10 protein-coding genes and 1 pseudogene are annotated in these 20,338 nt (G+C 43.3%); 2 read left to right on the forward strand and 9 right to left on the reverse strand.

Annotated features, from left to right (window positions below; all coding sequences use genetic code 11):
* Positions 1 to 34 precede the first annotated feature (34 nt).
* Genes QT327_RS00750 through QT327_RS00760 form a run of 3 tightly spaced genes read right to left on the reverse strand, consistent with a single transcriptional unit; the run spans position 35 to position 4,504 of the window.
* Positions 35 to 3,106, reverse strand: coding sequence for a SusC/RagA family TonB-linked outer membrane protein (locus QT327_RS00750; RefSeq protein ID WP_289551626.1), 3,072 nt, complete (start codon positions 3,104 to 3,106; stop codon positions 35 to 37).
* 43 nt (positions 3,107 to 3,149) lie between these two features.
* Positions 3,150 to 3,920, reverse strand: coding sequence for an MFS transporter (locus QT327_RS00755; RefSeq protein WP_289551627.1), 771 nt, complete (start codon positions 3,918 to 3,920; stop codon positions 3,150 to 3,152).
* Positions 3,920 to 4,504, reverse strand: a complete 585-nt coding sequence (locus QT327_RS00760; protein ID WP_289551628.1) for an MFS transporter — start codon at positions 4,502 to 4,504, stop codon at positions 3,920 to 3,922. The genes QT327_RS00755 and QT327_RS00760 overlap by 1 nt, the downstream gene beginning before the upstream one ends.
* A 110-nt stretch (positions 4,505 to 4,614) precedes the next feature.
* Here QT327_RS00760 and QT327_RS00765 point away from each other — a divergent pair, with 110 nt between their 5' ends.
* Together QT327_RS00765 and QT327_RS00770 are read left to right on the forward strand one after the other, a co-directional pair.
* A complete protein-coding gene (locus QT327_RS00765) occupies positions 4,615 to 5,346 on the forward strand; it encodes a GntR family transcriptional regulator (RefSeq protein WP_130855384.1) in 732 nt (243 codons plus the stop codon).
* Positions 5,347 to 5,631: 285 nt separating this feature from the next.
* On the forward strand, positions 5,632 to 7,971 hold the full coding sequence (locus tag QT327_RS00770) for a GH92 family glycosyl hydrolase (RefSeq protein ID WP_289551629.1): 2,340 nt from the start codon (positions 5,632 to 5,634) through the stop codon (positions 7,969 to 7,971).
* A gap of 106 nt (positions 7,972 to 8,077) precedes the next feature.
* Here the strand turns inward: QT327_RS00770 and QT327_RS00775 are convergent, their stop codons facing one another.
* The 6 genes and pseudogenes from QT327_RS00775 to QT327_RS00800 all read right to left on the reverse strand — a co-directional run bounded on the left by QT327_RS00775 (position 8,078) and on the right by QT327_RS00800 (position 20,309).
* Positions 8,078 to 9,736 carry a RagB/SusD family nutrient uptake outer membrane protein gene (locus QT327_RS00775; protein ID WP_289551630.1) on the reverse strand — a complete coding sequence of 553 codons (1,659 nt, stop codon included), beginning with the start codon at positions 9,734 to 9,736 and terminating at the stop codon, positions 8,078 to 8,080.
* 24 nt (positions 9,737 to 9,760) lie between these two features.
* Positions 9,761 to 12,298 carry a SusC/RagA family TonB-linked outer membrane protein gene (locus tag QT327_RS00780; RefSeq protein WP_289551631.1) on the reverse strand — a complete coding sequence of 846 codons (2,538 nt, stop codon included), beginning with the start codon at positions 12,296 to 12,298 and terminating at the stop codon, positions 9,761 to 9,763.
* Between the two features lie 161 nt (positions 12,299 to 12,459).
* Positions 12,460 to 12,795, reverse strand: a pseudogene (locus QT327_RS00785) (carboxypeptidase-like regulatory domain-containing protein); the annotation flags it as partial.
* A 421-nt stretch (positions 12,796 to 13,216) separates the two neighbouring features.
* Positions 13,217 to 14,890 (reverse strand): DUF4091 domain-containing protein, encoded by a 1,674-nt coding sequence (locus QT327_RS00790; protein ID WP_289551632.1) that lies wholly within the window; start codon positions 14,888 to 14,890, stop codon positions 13,217 to 13,219.
* A 120-nt stretch (positions 14,891 to 15,010) separates the two neighbouring features.
* Positions 15,011 to 16,786, reverse strand: a complete 1,776-nt coding sequence (locus tag QT327_RS00795) for a RagB/SusD family nutrient uptake outer membrane protein (protein WP_130855379.1) — start codon at positions 16,784 to 16,786, stop codon at positions 15,011 to 15,013.
* Positions 16,787 to 16,802: 16 nt separating this feature from the next.
* Positions 16,803 to 20,309, reverse strand: coding sequence for a TonB-dependent receptor (locus QT327_RS00800; RefSeq protein WP_289551633.1), 3,507 nt, complete (start codon positions 20,307 to 20,309; stop codon positions 16,803 to 16,805).
* Positions 20,310 to 20,338 lie beyond the last annotated feature (29 nt).

A 20,338-nucleotide genomic window follows, 5' to 3' on the forward strand; every position in this document is an offset into this window, starting at 1 on the left:
TTTTAAGATTTTCAATGGATTCATATCGCCTTACTTAAAATTGAAAACTAGTGCCTAAAGTGAACGTCCGAGGGCGCGGATACTGGTGAAAGTATATATTCTGTCCCCATTGATTCGTTCCCCAGGAAGTAGCTTCCGGATCGTAACCTTTAAAGCTGTCGGATTTGATTAAGAAGGCATTTTGGACGCTTGCATAAATCCGCCAGTTCTTCAGGCCAATTTTGCTCAATTGTGTGTTGCCAAAATTGTAACCCAAACTGATGGCGTTAACCCGAAGGTAAGAGCCATTGGCCACCCAATGATCGTCAACTTCACTATTCTGTCCGGAATATGGGCCGTTACGAATTTGTTGAATCATGGTATTTTGATTCTCCTCTGTCCAGCTTTCCGTCAATGTCCATCTAAAGCCATTGGAATAACCGGTACGATCTTCCATCGAGTGGAAGAACTGTTGGAGGATATCTACGCCCATTACAAATTGTAAATCAACATTTAAATCAAAGTTTTTATAGCGAAAGTTGTTGATAAAACTACCGGTCCAATCAGGTAATCCTTTACCAATAATGGTACGCTCGCTGCTGCGCTTCGCTTCACCGGGAATGGCGCCCACTTTAGCGGCTTCAGCAGCTTCATCCGTACTCCAAGTTCCCAGTCGTCGGTAACCCCAAAAAGAGCTCAGACTTTCACCAACCCGGAGAATGGTTTGGCTGCCCGACACCCAGTTTGGCCCGGGGAAGATATCTTCATCATTCGCTCCTAAGGCTTCGATCTTATTTTTATTATAATTGAAGTTAAGCGTTGTTTCCCAACTGAAATCAGTGGATTTCACCGGGCTACCGCTGATCAACACTTCAACACCTCTATTCGATACAGAGCCAATATTATCCCGAACGGCAGCAAAGCCGGTAGAAGTTGGAACGGGGCGATCCAGCAATAGATCGGTTGTGAGCTTATGGTAATAATCGAAACCGAAACTTAAGCGACGATTAAATAGCGATAAATCCATCCCAATATCAAACTGTTTTGTTTTCTCCCATTCCAAATTCGGATTCGGCAAACGGTTGATATAACTCTGGGAAACGCGTGTACCATTGATCAATGTTGTTTCTGAAGATATGGTACCTAAGGATTGGTAAGTTGGAATCTCTGTATTGCCTGTTATACCATAACTCGAACGCAATTTTAGTTCATCGATAGCCTCCAAATCCGCTAAAAAACGTTCTTGAGATAACACCCAACCCAAACCCACGGATGGGAAAATACCGTATTTATTGTTGGCGCCGAAGCGTGAGGAACCGTCGACCCGTCCTGTAAAGGTCAGCAGGTATTTACTTTTATAGCTGTAGCTTCCGCGCAAAAAATAGGAATTCATTGACCAACGATCATAGGATGAGGTTGGTGCGCCGGGCTGACTGGCGGCCTGGATGCTATTGAAACGGAAGAAATTATCAGAAAAGCCTCTTGCTGAGATCGCATCGGTTTCGGCAGTTCGTTCTTGCCAACTCAGTCCCAGGACACCGTTGATACGATGATCGCCAAGCTCTTTATTGTAATTTAAATAGGTTTCTTCCTGCCAGTAGAACGAATGTTGATTCTCAATATAGGCATAACCAAGCGGTGCAGAAATGTTGATTAAATCTGTCGGATCGTAATTCTGGATGAGGTTATCTTGCTTATCGAAACCAAATTGTGTGCGTAAGTCAAGTCCAGGCAGGATGTGAAAGGTTGCGTAGGTGTTTCCGAATATCTGTGTCCGCTTCCGAAAACGATCTTGGGTTGTTAGCACATGTACCGGATTAGGGATGGCTTCAAGCGAATACGCATCACTGATCATTCCACTGTGCGCCCAAGTACCGTCAGGAAATTTCACCGGAAAAATCGGAGGCATTTCCAACATCGACCTTCTGGGCATTTGGTGGCCTCCCTCCTCTTCAAATTCATTCCCGCGGTTATAATTCACGAGTATATTGGTTCCCAACGACAACCATTTCTTTGGATTGGCATCATAAGCAAGTTTACCGTTAATACGTTCTAACCAGTTATTGAGCATAATACCCTCCGTTTTATTGTAATTCATAAAAGCACCGAAGGAAGATTTTTCTGATTTTCCCAGTACCGATAATTGATGGTTATGCGATACGGCGGTTCGCGTAGCCTCTTCTTGCCAATCGGTATCATACAGGGGATTTCCCTGTGCATCGAATAGCCGTGGATCTGATTTAGTAAAGACAGGTGGTGTACCGCTCGGATTATATTTGCTATAATTTTGAAAACCTCGCTCAATTACCTCCAAAAATTCCGCCGAATTCAGCACCTCCAATTTTTTAGGCAATACCCCCATACCTACAAAGCCATCGTAACCAATGACAAGACCTTCGGTTGGTGCACCACGCTTGGTGGTCACAAGAATGACCCCATTAGCACCCCTGGCACCATAGATCGCAGTTGATGAAGCATCTTTCAAGACTTCCATGCGCTCAATGTCATTTGGATTAAGGAATTGAATGTTCTCCATTACCACGCCGTCTACCACATAAAGTGGGTTCGACGAAGAATTAATCGTACCTAAGCCTCTGATCAGTACCCGAGGACTGCCCGTCGGCGAACCTGAGTTTAGAAATACATTTACACCTGATACTTTACCTTTTAAGCCTTGTAGCATATTGTTGGCAGGAACATTTAGTAATTCTTTTGAGGAGACAACAGCAACAGAACCCGTGAGGTCAGATTTACGCTGGGTGCCGTAACCCGTAACGACGACCTCCTCTAAGGCTTCATCATCCGATTGAAGATTCATGTTAAAGGTACGTTGCTTACCCACCGTAATTTCTTGCGGTTGCATACCGATGTAACTGAATACCAGCACAGCTCGTTCGCTTGCTACCGTTAGTTGAAATCGTCCTTGAGCATCGGTAATGGTACCATTTGCCGTTCCTTTTTCACTGACACTGGCGCCGGCCAAAGCCATATCGGTCCCCGTACCCTCGAACACGCGCCCGGAAATTGGAATGCCTTGCTTTGCAATGGCATTCGATTGAGTTGCTAACAGGATTAATAATCCCAGGAAGTAAAACTTCCAGCGTTTGTACATTTTTGTTTCTTTCATCTCATTTAAGTTTTAATAAAGGTTAGTTTATAAGTAGACGTTATTATTTATTGTTATTTTCCCCGCGTCTGTTTTGATTGAATTTCTCCTGCCAATAGGTTTCGATGGTTTCCAACGTTTTTCCTTTGGTTTCCGGTAAAAGATAGTACACCGCGAAAAAGGCGATTGCACAGCAGACCGCAAAAAAGCGGAAGGTCCAAGCAGCTCCCCAACTGTCGAGCATAATGGGTGTTAATTGACCAACGATGGCGTCTGCGATCCACATCACCAACACGCTTAAGGCCATCGCCTTTGCACGGATAGCACTTGGAAATATTTCGGAGGCTACGACGAACTTGAGTGGCCCGATGGAAAACGCAAAAAAGAGTAGAAAGCCAAGAATAGGAAGTGCCAGCAACCATCCATAGTTTTCCATGTTAACATTTAAGAACCAAGCTGTTAATAGCAAGCAAATTGTAGCACCGGCAGAACCGACGAGATAAAGTGGACGTCTCCCCCAGCTATCTACTTTCCAAATAGCGATTCCTGTAAAAATGACATTAGCTAAACCAAAATAGATTTGCGTTTGCAAGGATCCGCTTAAGGAAAGTCCGGATTGCACTAAGATCGTCGGGCCGAAATAGATGATGGCATTAATACCGCTCAATTGTGAAAATAAGGGTAATAACAAGCCGAGCAGAAGGGCCTGACGGTACACAGGCTTCCAAAGAGACACCTTAATCATCCGCTCGGGCGATGATGCAGTACTGATCACTTCGGTTAACTGTAGACGTCGCATCACCTCCGCCGCCCGGTCGTCCCTCCCCTTTTGCATCAACCATCTCGACTTTCAGGAATACGATAAAGTCCAAACCAGAACAGCAGGGCCGGTATAGCCCCCATAAGAAACATCATGCGCCAGTGCGAGCCATCAGTCCACTGCCAATTGTACTGGAGCACTGCCGCATTACTGAGATAAGCTATTAAAATGCCAATGGTAACCGCCAACTGATAGCAAGTGACCATACGACCGCGCAAAGAAGCAGGTGATACCTCAGCGATATACAGTGGTACCACAATGGAAGCAACTCCCACGCCAACACCGCTCAAGCACCGCGCTACTAACAAGGTAAAGAAATCAGGGCTCAAACTACACCCTATTGCCGACAGAAAAAAAAGTGCTGCCGCCGCGATCAAAAGCGACTTCCTACCGTAACGGTCGCTCAATTTACCGGCAAAGGCGACACCTACAATACAACCGATTAGCGCAGATGACACAAACAATCCCTCCTGAGAAGCGCTGAGTGCAAAATCTGTCTTAATCAGCGGGATAATGCCCGAAACCACGGCCATATCGAAACCAAACAGGAAGCCTCCAAGTGTAACAACTACAATAATAAAAAGCAGGTATATCCTCATAATTCTTTTTGGTTTGAGAGTACATATATCTAATATGTACACACATACAAACATATGTCTATTTTTTTAATTCTGCAAATAATCTTATTTTAGCCTACCAAATGGAGAAAATGAAACTTCAGATAGATCATAAAAGTGCGGTTCCTTTGCATATACAGGCCGAAATGCTCTTGCGAGAACTGATTAAATCACCGGAATACCAGCAGGGCAAATTGCTGCCCAACGAAGTAGAATTAGCCAAACGATTGGCCATTTCGCGTACAACTTTACGTTTGGCCATTAATAAGCTAGTCTACGAAGAGTTATTGATCCGCAAGAAGGGTGTCGGTACGAAAGTGGCTTCTACCAAATTCAGCTCAAAATCGAAAAACTGGCTGAGCTTCTCCCAGGAGATGAAGAACCGAGGCATTGAAGTCAAGAACTTTGAATTGCATGTGAGCTGGGTATTACCCGAACCGCATGTTGCCGATTTCTTTGAATTAAAAGAAGATCGAAAAGTATTGAAACTGGAGCGTTTACGGGGAAAAAAAGATGATCCTTTTGTCTACTTTATTTCTTATTTCCATCCGCGCGTAGGACTCACGGGCGATGAGGACTTTAAACGCCCCCTCTACGAAATACTTGAGCAGGATTATCATATCGTAGCGGACCTATCGCAAGAAGAAATCAATGCAAAAGCGGCCAATAAATTTGTTGCGGACAAATTAGAGATTAATCAGGGCGATCCTATCTTATTCCGAAAACGATTTGTATTCGACCGAGCGGGCCGCCCAATCGAATACAATTTAGGTTATTACCGCGCCGACAGTTTTACCTTCACGGTAGAAAGTCGACGTGATTGATATAAAACCCTGTCTTCCTTTATTTTAAATTAAAAAACAGTATTCTTCTGTCATAGGTACATCGCTCACTCATGATTTACTAATGAAGACTTCGATTTAAAAAAGTTTGTTCATACAAGCTAGATTTTAAAGGAAACAAAGAGTAAGCTGAGGCCTCCCTTCATTTGCATGCCACTTGATACATAAGAAGATATTACTATATTTGCATAGTATGTACACACATACATAATTTATACAATAATAAGTTGATCGTAAAAAATCGCTTAGATCTATTTAAGCTTAATTATGAAGAATATAAAAAATCTATGCTATCTATTCATTATCTCCCTTAATTGGATTACAATTTTAAAGGCCCAAGAGGTAGAAGATCTTACCCGATACGTTAATCCCAATATTGGTACTGCTCACAGCCGTTATTTCTTTTATACACCTGCCGCGGTACCTTTTGGTATGGCCAAGTTAGCCCCTAGCACCAATGGAAGTTATGGCAATCCATCGGGCTGGGAAGCAGTTGGTTACGACGAGCGGCATCAATCGATCGAGGGCTTTCCTAATTTTCACGAGTTTCAAATCGGCGGTGTTGTTTTTGCACCTACAGTAGGCACTTTACAAACGCGCCCCGGTAAATTAGAAGAGGTTGAAAGCGGCTATCGATCGCGTTTCGACAAAAAAGACGAATATGCTACGGCGGGATACTATCGTGTCTATTTAAAAGATTATAAAGTTACGGCAGAATTAACGGCAACCGAGCGGGTTGGTTTTCATCGTTATACCTTTCCCGTAACAGATTCGGCGAACATAATTTTCGATATTGGTCATCAAATGGGTGAAAGCGGGCCCGTAGTGGATGCCTCTGTTCATTATGAAGGTCAAGTGGTTAAAGGTTACGTGGTTACAAAGCCGGCTTACGTGCAGAAGTATCAGCCGAACGCGAATGTAACCCTCTATTTCTACGCTGAACTGGATAAAAGGCCCACTTCCTTCGGCACTTTCACCGACAGCCTATGCTATCAAGGACAGCAGAAAGCACAGGGTAAAGGCGTGGGTGCCTACCTACGCTTTGGCACACGGGAAGGCGAGCAAGTCAACATTAAAGTAGGACTTTCCTACACCTCCGTGGAAAATGCCCGGGAGAATTTAATCGCTGAGGCTTCCAATCTTTCGTTTGAGGATGCCAAACAACGTGCATATCAACGTTGGAATCAGTACCTTGGCAGAATTCATGTAAATGGAGGCAAAGAGGCGGATAAGGTAAAATTCTATACCGGCCTGTATCATGCGCTTTTGGGCAGGGGGTTAGCAAGCGATGTTAATGGGGCTTATCCTAAAAATGACGGCAGTGTTGGCCGGATTCCGCTAGATGAGGTAGGAAAGCCGATACATGCACATTATAACACCGACGCGATATGGGGGGCTTTTTGGAATCTGACACAGTTATGGTCAATTGCCTATCCCGAGTACTACGAAGATTGGATTCAAAGTCAGTTGCTCGTATATAAAGATGCCGGTTGGCTGGGCGACGGGATTGCCACTAGCAAGTTTGTTTCAGGTGTAGGGACTAATTTCACCGGATTGGCTATTGCCGCTGCCTATAACGTTGGTTTGCGGAACTACGATGTAGCGCTTGCTTATGAGGCCGTGCGGAAAAATGAGTTGGAAAGTGAAAAGCGGATCCCAGGTGCCGGAAAGCTGGATGTCGGCGTCTTTGTAGAAAAGGGCTTCTCTCCTTATATCGCGGATGACACCGGGAAGCCTGAATTGAATCTACATGGTTCACCTTTTGGTGCTTCTCATACGCTTGAGTATGCTTTTTCAAGTTTTGCTGCAGCTCAATTCGCTAAATCTTTAGGTAAAAAGGCGGATTTCAAAAGGTTCTCGCATTTGGCTAATGCCTGGGAAACGCTGTATGATCCAAGCACAAAATTTATCAGACCGAAGGATGAGGAGGGCAATTTCTTACAGGATTTTGACCCATTTGCTCCGTGGCGGGGCTTTCAGGAGGGAAATGCCTGGCAGTACACCTTTTACGTACCTCACAACCCTAAAGGGCTGGTGGATCTTATCGGTGAAAAAACCTTTAATGATCGTTTAGACAGTATTTTCCGTGAATCGCAAAAAAATGTCTTTGGCGGCGGTAAAGAAATCGATGCTTTTGCGGGTATACAAGGTCTGTACAACCATGGAAACCAACCTAACCTTCATGTCGCTTGGCTTTTTCACGCTTCCGGTCGGCCCGACCTAACGCAAAAGTGGGTGCATGCTATTTGTGATGAATTTTATGGTACTGACGGTATACATGGTTATGGTTATGGCCAAGACGAAGATCAAGGGCAGTTGGGTGCTTGGTATGTTTTGGCCGGTATGGGATTATTCGATGTCGCCGGATTAACAGCTCCCAACCCCTCTTTACAGATCGGTACGCCCTTATTTGATGAGGTAGTCATCAATCTGCCACTTGCTGAACGATCAAGGAAATTTACGATAAAGACTAAACGAAGTAAAAATGGACCCTGCTATACGAAGTCTGCTAAGCTGAATGGAAAGGTCTTAGAGGCCCTTCAACTTCCTTTTGAAGCACTTATTAAGGGTGGCACGTTAGAATTGAATATGGTACCTCGATCGTGAAATTTAACAACGATGCATTGTCGTTATATTTAGATAGAAACAGCTCTCCGTTGGAGAGCTGTTTCTATATGAACCTATTTTCTATTCGTATAAGGCCTAAGCTCCTTTAGTAGCCGGGATTTTGCTTGAATTGATCTTTATTAGTGACTGCATCCAGCTCACTTTGTGGAATCGGCCGTATTTTATGAAACTCTTTAATATGGGGCGCCGCATCGGGATTGTGGGCTTGTACCCGCTCGACCAATTTATTGGTTCGTTTTAAATCAAACCAACGCAGTTGTTCACCTGCAAACTCCCTAGCCCGCTCATCTAAAATAAAGTCGAGCGTCACCGATGAAGCGCTTACCGTCATGTCTTCGGGATTTTGTTTATTCAACGCTGCACGTTGTCTGACAATATTTATATAGTTCGCTGCCTCCGCCTGATTACCCAACTGTAATTCGGCCTCGGCAGCAATCATATACATTTCTGCCAGTCTAATGATGAAAACGTCTCTGGCACTTTCTGTTTCGTTCGCAGACGCCCTGGTAGGATCTTCAAACTTTTTCAAGGAAATATAATGAAAGCGATCTGCCGGTATACCGTTCTCCCGATAAACATCGTTGATATCATAAATTTTATAAGCTTTGCCTGCACGAGCATCTGATGAAATCACATATTTACTGCAAAAAATAGCCGTATCACCGAGGTTCATACCTTGCGGTCTCTTTCCGGCATCCGTTTCATTGCAAAACCAAGTAGTTTTAAAGGACGCCTCGTAACGGGCATCTATACGCTCATCAAATAAATTCAACAAAAATTTGGTGGGCATATAGCGCACATTTGGATAACCATTGTTGACATCTCGTAGCATTCCCGGCTGTGTATCATATTCCATCAAATACATCGAATGTCCCACATTACTTCCTTCATTGAACTCCAAATTGGTTGAATAGTTCAACCCCCAGATAACTTCCTGATTTTTCTCATTATCCATTTTCCAAAGGTCAGCATAATTCGGCATCAGACTAAAGCCATAGTCGTTAATCACATGTTGGGCATGATCTAAGGCTTCTTGATAACGACCTCTAGTCAAATAAACACGCGCAATAAACGCTTCAGCAATAGGCTTGGTAATTTTCCCATAATCGGTATTGCTTAGCGGTGCATGCTCCACCGCGAATTGTAGATCTATAAAAATCTGCTCATAAACCTGATCGACCGGCGTGCGATTGGCGACCGTAACAATACTTTCAGTCGGTTCCAACGTGAAGGGAATGTCGCCAAATGATTCTACCAAATGCCAATAATACCAAGCGCGCATAAAACGCAACTCTGCTTCTAAGACCGGAGCCTTAACAGCTTCCACCCCCGCTTCCGGAAGATATTTCAATGCGGTATTGGCTAAATTGATACCGGCATAACAAGGTTGCCAAAGGTTGGACTTCACCCATACATTGTCGGAAATCAAGCCTTGATAGTTCATTAAAGGAGGCTGGGGATAAACACCATTTGTTCCGGAATTGCCACTATTAGCCCCTCCTGTCCAAATATCCGTCCCCATTTCGAGCAAGGCATAACCTTGTTCTTTTCCATATATTTTTTGGTTGTAAGTATAGGTGCCATTGGCCGCTGCTTCAATCCCTTCCGGTGTATTGAATAAACTTTCGACGGTAGCTCCGCCCGGATTATATTCATCCAGAGAGCAAGATCCCAATAAGAAGGAAAGAAAAAGGGCACATAGGCCTTTAGGTTTTCCGATTGCAATTTCAAGATAATTCTTCATAATTTTTGTTGCGCAATGCGCTCATTAAAATCCAACATTAAGACCGAAAACGAACAGACGATTTAAGGGTTGATCTATAACCCCCTCGCCTTCAGGGTCAAAATCCTTCAAGCTACTGAAAGTGTGCAAATTTTTACCCGAAGCATATATCCGAAGGCTTTGTAACTTCCATTTGCTTATAAGGGCTGAGGGAAAATTATAACCCAATGTGATATTTCTGATTTTTACATAAGATGCTTGTCGCTCGGTAAGCGTAGTTACGTAATTGGAGTTTTTATTGGCATTCGGCCTTGGATACTCATTCGTTGGATTTTCAGGTGTCCAGTAGTCGATGCGTGCGCCGTTTTCTAAGCCATTTCTTTTATACTTGGCATAGTAATCGGAACTGATCCATTGGCCAACCCGTGCTACCAACAGAATATTCAAATCAAATCCCTTAAATCGCAAATCATTACTTAAGCCGGCTGTCCATTTTGGAACGCGCTGGCCTATAATCGTACGATCAAAGGCATCGATTTTCCCATCGTTATTCAGGTCCGCGATTTTGATATCACCCGGTTCGGCACCATATTGGGCGGCCTGTTCTTCTTCTCCTAATTGCCAAATGCCTATTTTTTTATAGTCATAATAAATCTGAGCCGGTTGACCTACGATCAGCGATTCGCGATAGTCATCTGCAATCACATTGCCGTTCGGTAAAGCAACAATTTTTTCATTATTACGTGCAAAGGTTAAGTTAGTATTCCAGGAGAATGAGTTCTTTTGGATGTTATGGGAAGTGAGACTTAATTCAATCCCTTTATTTTGTGTTTTTCCTATATTCCTATTCACGGTGGTGACGCCGGTAGAAAGCGGTAAGGTGTAAGGGAAGATCAAATCGTCGGTTTTCGCGTGGTAGTAGTCAACACTACCTGTCACTATATTGTTAAAAAGACCAAAATCTACCCCGATATTCATCGTTTTTGTTAGTTCCCATTTTAAGGTATTGTTACCGATAAGTCCATTAATGACATAGGCATTGGCAGCATTGGCATCGTTAAAAGAAAAGTTCTGCACTACCACGGAATTCTGCGTAGCATAAGGACTGATTACATCATTACCTGACACACCATAACTAACTCGAAGCTTCAAATCGCTGAATACCTGCTGATTTTTCATAAAATCTTCATCCACGATACGCCATGCTGCAGCGGCCGACGGAAAGAAAGCCCATTTGTGACCGGCTGCTAATTTGGATGATCCATCATTTCGCCCGGTTAGCGTTAACAGATATTTTCCTTTATAACTATAGTTAATCCGACCGCTAAATGATAATAGTTTGCTTTCCACATAACCACTTCCATAGAAAGGGTTTTGGTTTGCTCCACCTATATTATAATAGTATTGGGAAGGAAATAGTTGGTTATTACCACCTGCATAACTATTGGTATTAGTCCACGAAAGGTAACTTGTTACGCCTGTTAATTGCAAAGAGTGGTCTGCGAATCGCTTATTGTAGGTAATAACGTTTTCCCAGCTAATGTTTCGATCTTGGTTATTGGTAATGGAGGCTTGCGAACGGGAACCTTTTCCATCGATGGTATTTTTTGAGTAGAAATTACCTGCTTCCGAGGTGGAAAAGATCGCACCAAAAGTTGACTTAATCGACAAATCTTTAATCGGCTTCAACTCAATGTAACCGGAAACAGTAGCTCGATTGGATTTGGTGTTCCGTTTATAGGCGTCAGGCTGTTCATCTGCTAAAGGATTGATTAACGTTCCCTGCAAGGGGAACAAGTTGAATTCACCATTTTCATCGTAAGGAAGTCCCAACGGTGCTATTTTGGACGCCTGGTTAAGCGGATCACGACGGATATCATTGTCAATGTAAGCAAATTGCGATTGCAAGCCGACGTTCATCCAGCTGTTAATCGTTTGATCGATATTCAATCTCCCGGAATAACGTTTATATTCGTCCATTTTTAGCAAACCCTTTTCCTGAAAATAAGCACCGGAAAAATACACTTTGGTATTTTTCCCTCCACCACTCACACTGAGTTGATGATTTTGTTGGAAACCATTGTGCAGTAAAAGGTCACTCCAATTGGTGAATTGTCCGTTTTGAAAAGCTTGCAATTGAAGTGGATTCAAAATTTTATTGTCATCCGCGGGCGAATTCCACGTTCCAACAGCACGGTAAGCTTCACGCCGGAAATCAACATATTCCTGCCCGGTCATAAACTCACCGTAACCCGCTACTTTCGAGACACCGGCATAGGCATTGTAATTTAGTCTCGGTTTTTCGTTGGCTCCTCTCTTTGTCGTAATCAAGATTACGCCATTTGCCCCCCTCGACCCATAAATCGCCGTTGAAGATGCATCTTTTAGTACTTCTATTGACTGGATATCATTAGGATCAACATCCTGTGCTGCGACACCTTGTATACCATCAACAATGTAAAGTACATTGTTAGAGCTTTCAGGGTTTGCGATCGATCGGTTACCACGCAACTGAATCGATGCCCCTTGGCCGGCATAGCCGTTGTTGCGCGTAATGTCCGCCCCAGGTACGCGGCCTTGCAAGCTTCCGCGGGGCTCGTTACAGGCACCTTGGTCAAGTCTTCCCCCTTTACGGAAACCACCGATCCGGTTAAATCACGCTTTTTAACTTCGCCATAACCTATTACAACCACCTCGTCCAACGCTTTCTCACTATCTTGCAAGGTGACTTGGATACTAGACTGACCGGCGCTAAGTGGTATTTCTCTTGTTACATGTCCCAGGTGATTAATAACCAGAATGAGGTCACCTCCAGCTGGCAGGCTGATAGCAAATCGACCATCTGTATCGGTAGATGTTCCAACTTTTGTACCTTTAACGGACACACTTGCACCAACAATCGGTGTGCCTTTTGCATCTTTTACCGTACCTGTAAACTTTGCCTGCTGCAGCAAAAGATTCCCTTTAACCTCGAACGCACTTGCTTGAAAAATGAGCAGCAGCAGTATCAAACAAACCAGCATACTTCGGGATACACATAAAAAGGAGGACATAACTCCTATCCTAAGATAATTTATCATAAATTATTAATCTTATAAGAGAAGCAAGCCATTTACTGCCTGCTTGCGGTTAGCTTTAATGCGGGCAAGTTAGGTGTTAAACAAATATTTAACCTATATAAAATTGGCATTTTATTGTATCATTTTAACATAACAAAGATGTCATATAAATCGTCTTTGCTCGCATTCTAAAATCCACTGTAGCTTGGAAGTCGACTTAGGTGTTGAAGGACACAGAATAATTAACTAAAGCAGTTAGGAAAAAGCAAATGAACCTTATTACTTTCAATTCTATCGCATTCTGAACGAGATGCCTACTGTTCCACTAGGTCTTTGTTTAGGCTTTAGGTAAACGAGATTCGCGATAATTCGTAAGTTTTTTTCTTTAAATAAAAGCTTGGCAGTATAGAAAGTAGCCAAGCCCTTATTATATTGCCATAATTTATTCTGATAAGGCTTTTAACATGGCCTTCCTGCTCGCTCTAAAATTTTTGATACTCGTATCATACCAATCGAATCTAAACACCATATTATCAATGATCTTCTTCGCTAAATCAGGGTTCTTCTTTGTCAGCATTTGCAAGAGTGTGTAATCGTTAATACCATCTCGCATGGCTTCTAAACGTATTGAACTATACAATTTTTGATAACCCGGATAAACGATCCAGGAATCTCCGGTTGGCAAAATATTCCCTCCTTCGCTATTGATGCCGGTTGTTTCCTCATAAGGATCTTGGTTCCAGTAATTAAAACCCCAATGTAGATAACCATCAATCTGATATTTATAATTTATCCAGTGGATCAATCGGGTTTTTATAAGTGGAAGATCGATAAACCGATTGGCATAATTGCCTCTAGGAGACAGGCAGGTATAGAACCACACTTCATCGCCTGCCTTTTTACGGTCTTGATAGAACGTGAAATCTTTATTTAAAAAATCAAGTTGAGGAACCCATAAATCAATTGTTTCTGCTAGATCTTTGCTATGACAGGCCTCCATAATTTTGATTTGCGGTGCGATGGATTTAACATAGCTTGCTATGGCAATATAGGATTCCTTGTTGTCACCGGTAGGTTCGTCGGCAATGTGTTGATAATAATCGCTTAACCATCCCTTTTCTTCTAAGTGGGCGATAAGTGCTTTAAAGAACCGGGCATAGAAGTTCTTCGCTCTTGGGTCTTCGATTGGCAACTGCCTGAAGCGAGTAGAATCGGCCAGAGGCTCAGGAACCCTTACAATAAAGGGACTACTCCAATTGCGCGCCCGTTGACCAATATGGCCACCCTCAATTCTCCCTAAGACACCCGCTTTGCGAAAAATATCTACCGTTTGGTCAAATCTTGAAAAATCAATGCTTAAATGTTCCCCTTCCATTTTGTAAATAGCTAAATCCAGCGGTGAAATAAGCGCTGTATTTTGTCCATAAGCAGCCATTTTATTTGCCAAAGTTTCTATTAAACGCCAGTATACCGGGCCAAAGGATTTTACTTGTTCCCCTTTATTCAATAGAGCCAAGCGTTCGGGCGCTAAACTATACCAGTTGGTTACCCATAACTCTTGTTTCGCCAAACGAACATTGTGCACATGAATAGCAAACTCTTTTCGTATTTGCATATCCTTTGTTCTAATGTCCACTTTTACCGGATATGTCCCTGCTTTCGTTTCCGCAGAAATCGGTATGCTTATATAAAAAGCCTGGGCTAATCCTGCCTGAAGACTCAATGGTTTATCATCCAATATGGGATCGGGATAAAAACCTGTATTCGAAACGAGTCTGTCCACCGCCGGATCGGTGTATTGGCGCCCCGCTCGTACAAAGCCAATCGCACCGCAGGATATTCCTTCATTCGGTAAACCAGGTGCGTCCACAGATAGCTCCACTTGATCCAAGTTTTCGCCACTGCGAAGGACTAACTGAGCACTCGCCACTTCGCCTTTAGCTACATCAATCTCATGGAAGCTATCATAAGGGAGGACCGTCTCGGGAAATATTTTCTCCAAAGGATCTACCATAGACGCACAAAGCTGAGCATTAGCACTTTTCATGGAAACAACGATTCCAAAACTTAACAAAACGCTTGCTAAGCCATTTTTAATCAATTCTCTTAGTTGCATGTTTTTTGTTTTAGTATTTGACAATTGATGGTAGCTTGACCTAACACTACCTGATAAATATGGAATGTAAAGAAAAAAGCAAGCCGTTCTCTCGAACAGCTTGCCACCAACCAATCAAAATTACCACCCGGGATTCTGCTTAATTTTTGGATTTAAACTGATCTGATCAAGCGGAATGGGTGATAAATAATCTCTATCAAGCTTAAACTGATACCCCGCATTTAAGGCACCTACTTGCTGATAATATTCGATATATCCATCCGCGTCTACAGGAAAGCTCCTTACAGCCGTAGCGATATTTTCAGGCACCCCTGCTACTTCCCATTGTGCTCTTTTGGCTCCTTTGGGCTTCCAGCCACTGATTTTCTCGTCAATAGCGGCCCACCTGAATAAATCATCCGAGCGATACCCTTCGCAGGCAAGTTCTACACGTCTTTCCCGGCGAATCTCGTTGAGCAACGGACTGATGTCATCGAATTCCCAATTAGGATCGCGTTCAATGTTGGCAACGGATAAATCGACCATACCAACACGCCGTCTCAGCAAATTAATACTTCGATCAGCATCTGCCTGTGTAAATTGCCGGAGTTCGGCCTTAGCTTCAGCATAGATAAGAACGGCCTCAGCAAAACGAAAAATGATTTGTCCGGTAGTACCCAAATCCTGTTGTTGATTATAATCTGGATTATGGCCTTTGTACACTTGATAACCGGTTAACGATTTGTTTTCGTTAGCAACATCAAACGTGGGGTATTCGAAGATAACAACGGGTTGTCCACCTGGGCGGTTATCTGTGATGATATGGCTGCCATCCGGCACATAGATTGTTTGTTTTAAACGGGGGTCTCTATTGGCAACGACATCGTGCAAGGTTGCATCACCTTGGTAGAGATCACTTGACCCGATAGGCTTTCCATCTATGCACAAATAGGCATCTACTAAATCTTTGGTTACACCTCTCCCTCCACCACTTGGGGTATAGCGGTGCCAGCGATGCCCTAAGTTTAGGCTCAAATTATACGCGCGCCAGAGCATAACCTCATTGTTGGAGCTATAAGTTACCTGGTTAAAGAGACGCCAATAATCATCATCGGTCGAAAACGACGCTAGACCGTACCCTCCACTATTGTCCAACAGTGCGGAGCTCACGGAGGCAGCCTTTTCTAAGAATTTGCTTCCATCCGATCCAGAAACGCCAAAAGGTGTACCGGCATGGTATTTTTCCCAAGTGCCCTCAAAAAGTGCTATTCTGGCTTGAAAGAGCATGGCAATTTCCTTGTTGATACGCGAAGCTTCCGCCGAACCTTTTGTAGGCAAATATGCGATGGCTTTGTCCAAATCATTCATCAGGGAGTCGACTACAATATTTCTAGGCAAACGTTCATTATAAACTTCTTCCGACGAAGTGTTTAGTGGAACATTGATCCAAGGTAGATCGCCAAAACTTTTCAATTTATCAAAGTAGAAATATGCCCTGAAAAAGAGTGCCTCTCCCACATATGCTTTGATTACATCGAAGGACTCGTTTACTTTGTTATAATTAGCCAAAAAATAATTCACATTCCGAAGCGCCGCCCAGTCGCCATAAGCACCGTAGCCGCCGTCAGTTCCAGGAACAACTCTTTCGCCATTTAAGGCTGAATTATAGCTGGTAGCGATCATATTATCGCTGCCATTCGCATCCAAGCCATAAATACCGATCGATCCCCAACCATTATAATTGGGTAACATCGTATTATAAAAATTATTGGCGTAAAGCTTCAAGTCGTTAGCCGTTTTCCAATAATCTGCGTCGCTGATATTGGTTTCAGGAGTTTGCTCTAACAAATCCTTCTGGCAGCTGCTGGAGAAAAAGCAGCAAAGCATAAGCAAAGCTATTGTTTGTAGTAATTTCATATCGTTTGAATAAACTTTAAAAAGACAAATTCACACCCGCTGCATAGGTCCGCTGTAAGGGATAGATCTTGGCATCGCTAATCGACAGCTCGGGATCCATTGTTTTGATCAAATCAGTAATCGTGAAAACATTTTCTACACTGACATAGAATCGCACTTTACTGAAACCTATTTTTTCCAACCAAGACTTGGGCAGTGAATAGCCCAGCTGAATATTTTTCAATCTCAAATAAGCTGCGTTCTGCAAATAACGCGTTTGTGTCTGCGTATTCTTTCCATTCTCGCCAGTTAAGTAAAACTTCGGAAAATAGCCATTGGGGTTATCCGGACTCCAACGATCTTGGTGCACGTTGAAAGGTGAGCTTTGCCATTCGTCGCCCACAATACCCCAAAAATAATTGGACCCAACCCATGCATCACGCTTTGCGATTCCCTGGATAAAAAACATAAAATCGATATTTTTCCAGCTGAGATCCCCCGTGAAACCGTAAGCGAAACGGGGCGTATTATTACCGATAACACTTCTGTCTCCCGGATTGGAAATCGTGTTGTCGCCAAAATCAATAATGCCGTTGTTGTTCAGATCCACATATCGTACATCTCCCGGTTTCCATGTCTGGCCAGATATACGCTGTTGCGAGGGAGCCGCATCAATTTCTGCCTGATTTTGGAAAAGGCCATAAGTAGTATAGCCCCAGATATCGCCCATTTGCTGGCCTGCATACCAAGTACTATTTAAACCTGTTGGATTCGGATAACGGGTTACCTTTCCTCGATAATCACTCAATACTGCGCGTAGACCGTAGTTAACCTCTCCGATTCGATCGCGCCATTGTAAACTCAATTCGAAGCCCCGCGTTTCCATGGCTGCGTTATTTGCACTAGGAGGCGTATTACCTAAGACACTAGGTAAAGCCTGGGCGGGCCCGGCAAAATCGTCCGCTTTACGGATATACCAATCGAAGGAGGCATTCAAACGATCCTGCAATAAGCCGATTTCGGTTCCGATGTTCAACGAGGTGGTCGTCACCCAGGTTAAATCCGGATTGATCAAGCCCGGTGGTGACACAGCTGCTTGTTGGTTACCCCCAAAAAGCCAATTAGTACTCGGTGGACTTGAAGTACCCAAACTTGGATAGAATGGGTACCAATTCGGGTTGCTCGGGTCCGGATCAATAAAAGCCTGATCGCCCAGTGATCCATAAGAGCCTCTCAATTTAAAGCTATTGACTGTTGTTTTAATCGATTCAAAAAAGATTTCTTTATCGACATTCCATCCTACGGAAACGCCCGGATAGAACTTCCAACGAACCGGACCGAGAAAGCGTGATGTACCATCATAACGCCCATTGAATTCGAATAGATATTTTTGCTTATAGTTGTAATTAAAACGTCCGAAAAAACCATCGGAAGCCAGTTTTCGAGTAAAATCACTGATAGACGGTGCCGGTCCATAAGTTCCGGATAAAGAGGGGATATTATCGGAATAGAGTTGGCTATTGCTGGCCGCATAACGCTGATAGTCCGTGTAATCACGAACAAAACCACCCATTATACTAAAGAAATGATCGTCCAGTTGCTTTTCATATTTGGTAAATGCGTTGACGATGTGATGCTGAATACGGTAGTTCGATCGGCTAAATCCGTTCGGATAAGTACCACCTATCTGGTATTGCGAACCATCTGGACGTACTGAATAGAGCGTCTTGGTGTGAGCGTTTTGATCTTGGAATGTCCCATCAAATGTATAATTAACCGTCGCCGTCCAGCCGGTCGCCAATTTGAAGATAAACTCGCCGGTCAATAAAGCTTTGTCAAGCGTTGATTTGGATCGTCCACCTTGTTGGTGAAGCAATACATCGCTGGCATCTGAATAATTGCCATCAGGATTAAAAAGGGGAACACTTGGCCACTTTCGAGCGATCTGATGCATATAGTTCCCTCCTGTTTTTCCTGAATAGGTATTAGGTGAGTTGCTAAGTTCTTTTGAAAAGCTTCCACGGTAGCTAAAGTCTAACCACTTCGCTACCGATGTGGTGATGTTGGTACGAACGTTAAAGCGCTTATACGAATCATCACCATAATTGTACATACCGGCCCTATCGTTATACCCCAAGCCGACGTAATAAGTGGTATTTTCGGAACCACCGGAAACACCTACATTATGTTGTTGGCTGAATGCGAGATCTTTAAAGTATACTTTAAACCAATCATTGTTAGCGTTTCCATTCCCCCAGGTATAATAATCATTTGCACCGGGTTGCGGATTGGCGATCGTTTCGTCCTTAAAGGATCCGTTTTGATAAGCAATGATACGATCGATCGTTTCCTGACTAAATATTTCACTTCGCCCTCCATTCGTCGCTGCCTCATTATACAAGTTGGCAAAATCCAGTGAATTCAGCATGGTTGGCAAATTGATCGGCGCGGCCCATCCCAAGGTATTATTGTAAGTAATAGCTGGTTTACTTCCTTTTTTACCTTGTTTTGTTGTAATTAAGATAACACCGTAAGGAGCGCTTGATCCATAAATAGCCGCGGATGCTGCATCCTTCAGCACAGAAATATTCTCGATATCATCCGGATTTAATGCATTGATATCTCCTCCTTGTACACCATCGATAACGACCAGTGGTCCGCCAGTCGTTCCCAGTCCCGTAAATCCGCGGACATTGATATTCTGTGTAGCATTAGGTGCTCCGCCACTGCTACCGGTGATAATATTGAGACCTGGCATCTGCCCTTGCAAAGCCTGGCTCACACGCGATATGGGCCGATTTTGTAACACTTCACCGCTAATCTGCGAAACCGCGCCGGTTACAAGCGCTTTGTTCTGCGTTCCATAACCTACTACCACCACTTCATCTAAGTTGGCTAGATCTTGTTCCAAAATCACTTCAATTAGGTTTCCTGTAACAGCAATTTCTCTTGGGGTATAACCCAGGTACGTGAAAACCAACATGGCATTATTTTTACTTAGATTGAGACTGAACCTTCCTTGTGAATCGGTTAAGGTACCATTCTTCACCCCCTTTTCTTGAACGCTTACGCCAGCTAAGGGCAAGCCGGCTTCGTCTTTCACTAAACCACCAACTCTAAGCTGTTGTACCACACTTTGTATAGGGGGCGTTGACTGCTCGACTTGGTTACGAATGACAATCGATTTGTCCTCTATACTATAGGCCAGTGTCTGACCGGCTAAGGCTTTTTCAAGACTTTCTTCCAAAGAAGCATGTTGTAAGTTAATCGTAACAGGCTTTGCCTGCTGTAACAGCTTACTATTATAGAAAAGACGGTAGCCGCTTTGCTTGCTGATTGATTTCAAGATGGAGGCTAAGGGTGCGTTTTTTACCGAGAGATTAATTTCCTGCGAGAACACTTTACCCGACACCTGCAGTAATGAAAGCAGTAATATAAAAATTGTTAACTTACTGATTTTTAATACATTTAAACCAAAAAAAGTCCAAGAAGATCGGTGACTTTTAGGCCAATAGGGTGCTTTGTATTGAATAGTTAAATTCATACATTTGTAAATTAAGTTAGTCGATTAGT

This window comes from Olivibacter sp. 47 (assembly GCF_030372825.1).
Lineage (GTDB): Bacteria > Bacteroidota > Bacteroidia > Sphingobacteriales > Sphingobacteriaceae > Olivibacter > Olivibacter oleidegradans.

Excerpts from the sequence above, each read along its gene's own strand:
- QT327_RS00775 (WP_289551630.1), bottom strand. The coding sequence starts at position 9,736 with ATGAAGAATTATCTTGAAATTGCAATCGGAAAACCTAAAGGCCTATGT.
- QT327_RS00760 (WP_289551628.1), bottom strand. The coding sequence starts at position 4,504 with ATGAGGATATACCTGCTTTTTATTATTGTAGTTGTTACACTTGGAGGC.
- QT327_RS00765 (WP_130855384.1), top strand. The coding sequence starts at position 4,615 with ATGAAACTTCAGATAGATCATAAAAGTGCGGTTCCTTTGCATATACAG.
- QT327_RS00800 (WP_289551633.1), bottom strand. The coding sequence starts at position 20,309 with ATGAATTTAACTATTCAATACAAAGCACCCTATTGGCCTAAAAGTCAC.
- QT327_RS00755 (WP_289551627.1), bottom strand. The coding sequence starts at position 3,920 with ATGCAAAAGGGGAGGGACGACCGGGCGGCGGAGGTGATGCGACGTCTA.
- QT327_RS00750 (WP_289551626.1), bottom strand. The coding sequence starts at position 3,106 with ATGAAAGAAACAAAAATGTACAAACGCTGGAAGTTTTACTTCCTGGGA.
- QT327_RS00795 (WP_130855379.1), bottom strand. The coding sequence starts at position 16,786 with ATGAAATTACTACAAACAATAGCTTTGCTTATGCTTTGCTGCTTTTTC.
- QT327_RS00790 (WP_289551632.1), bottom strand. The coding sequence starts at position 14,890 with ATGCAACTAAGAGAATTGATTAAAAATGGCTTAGCAAGCGTTTTGTTA.
- QT327_RS00770 (WP_289551629.1), top strand. The coding sequence starts at position 5,632 with ATGAAGAATATAAAAAATCTATGCTATCTATTCATTATCTCCCTTAAT.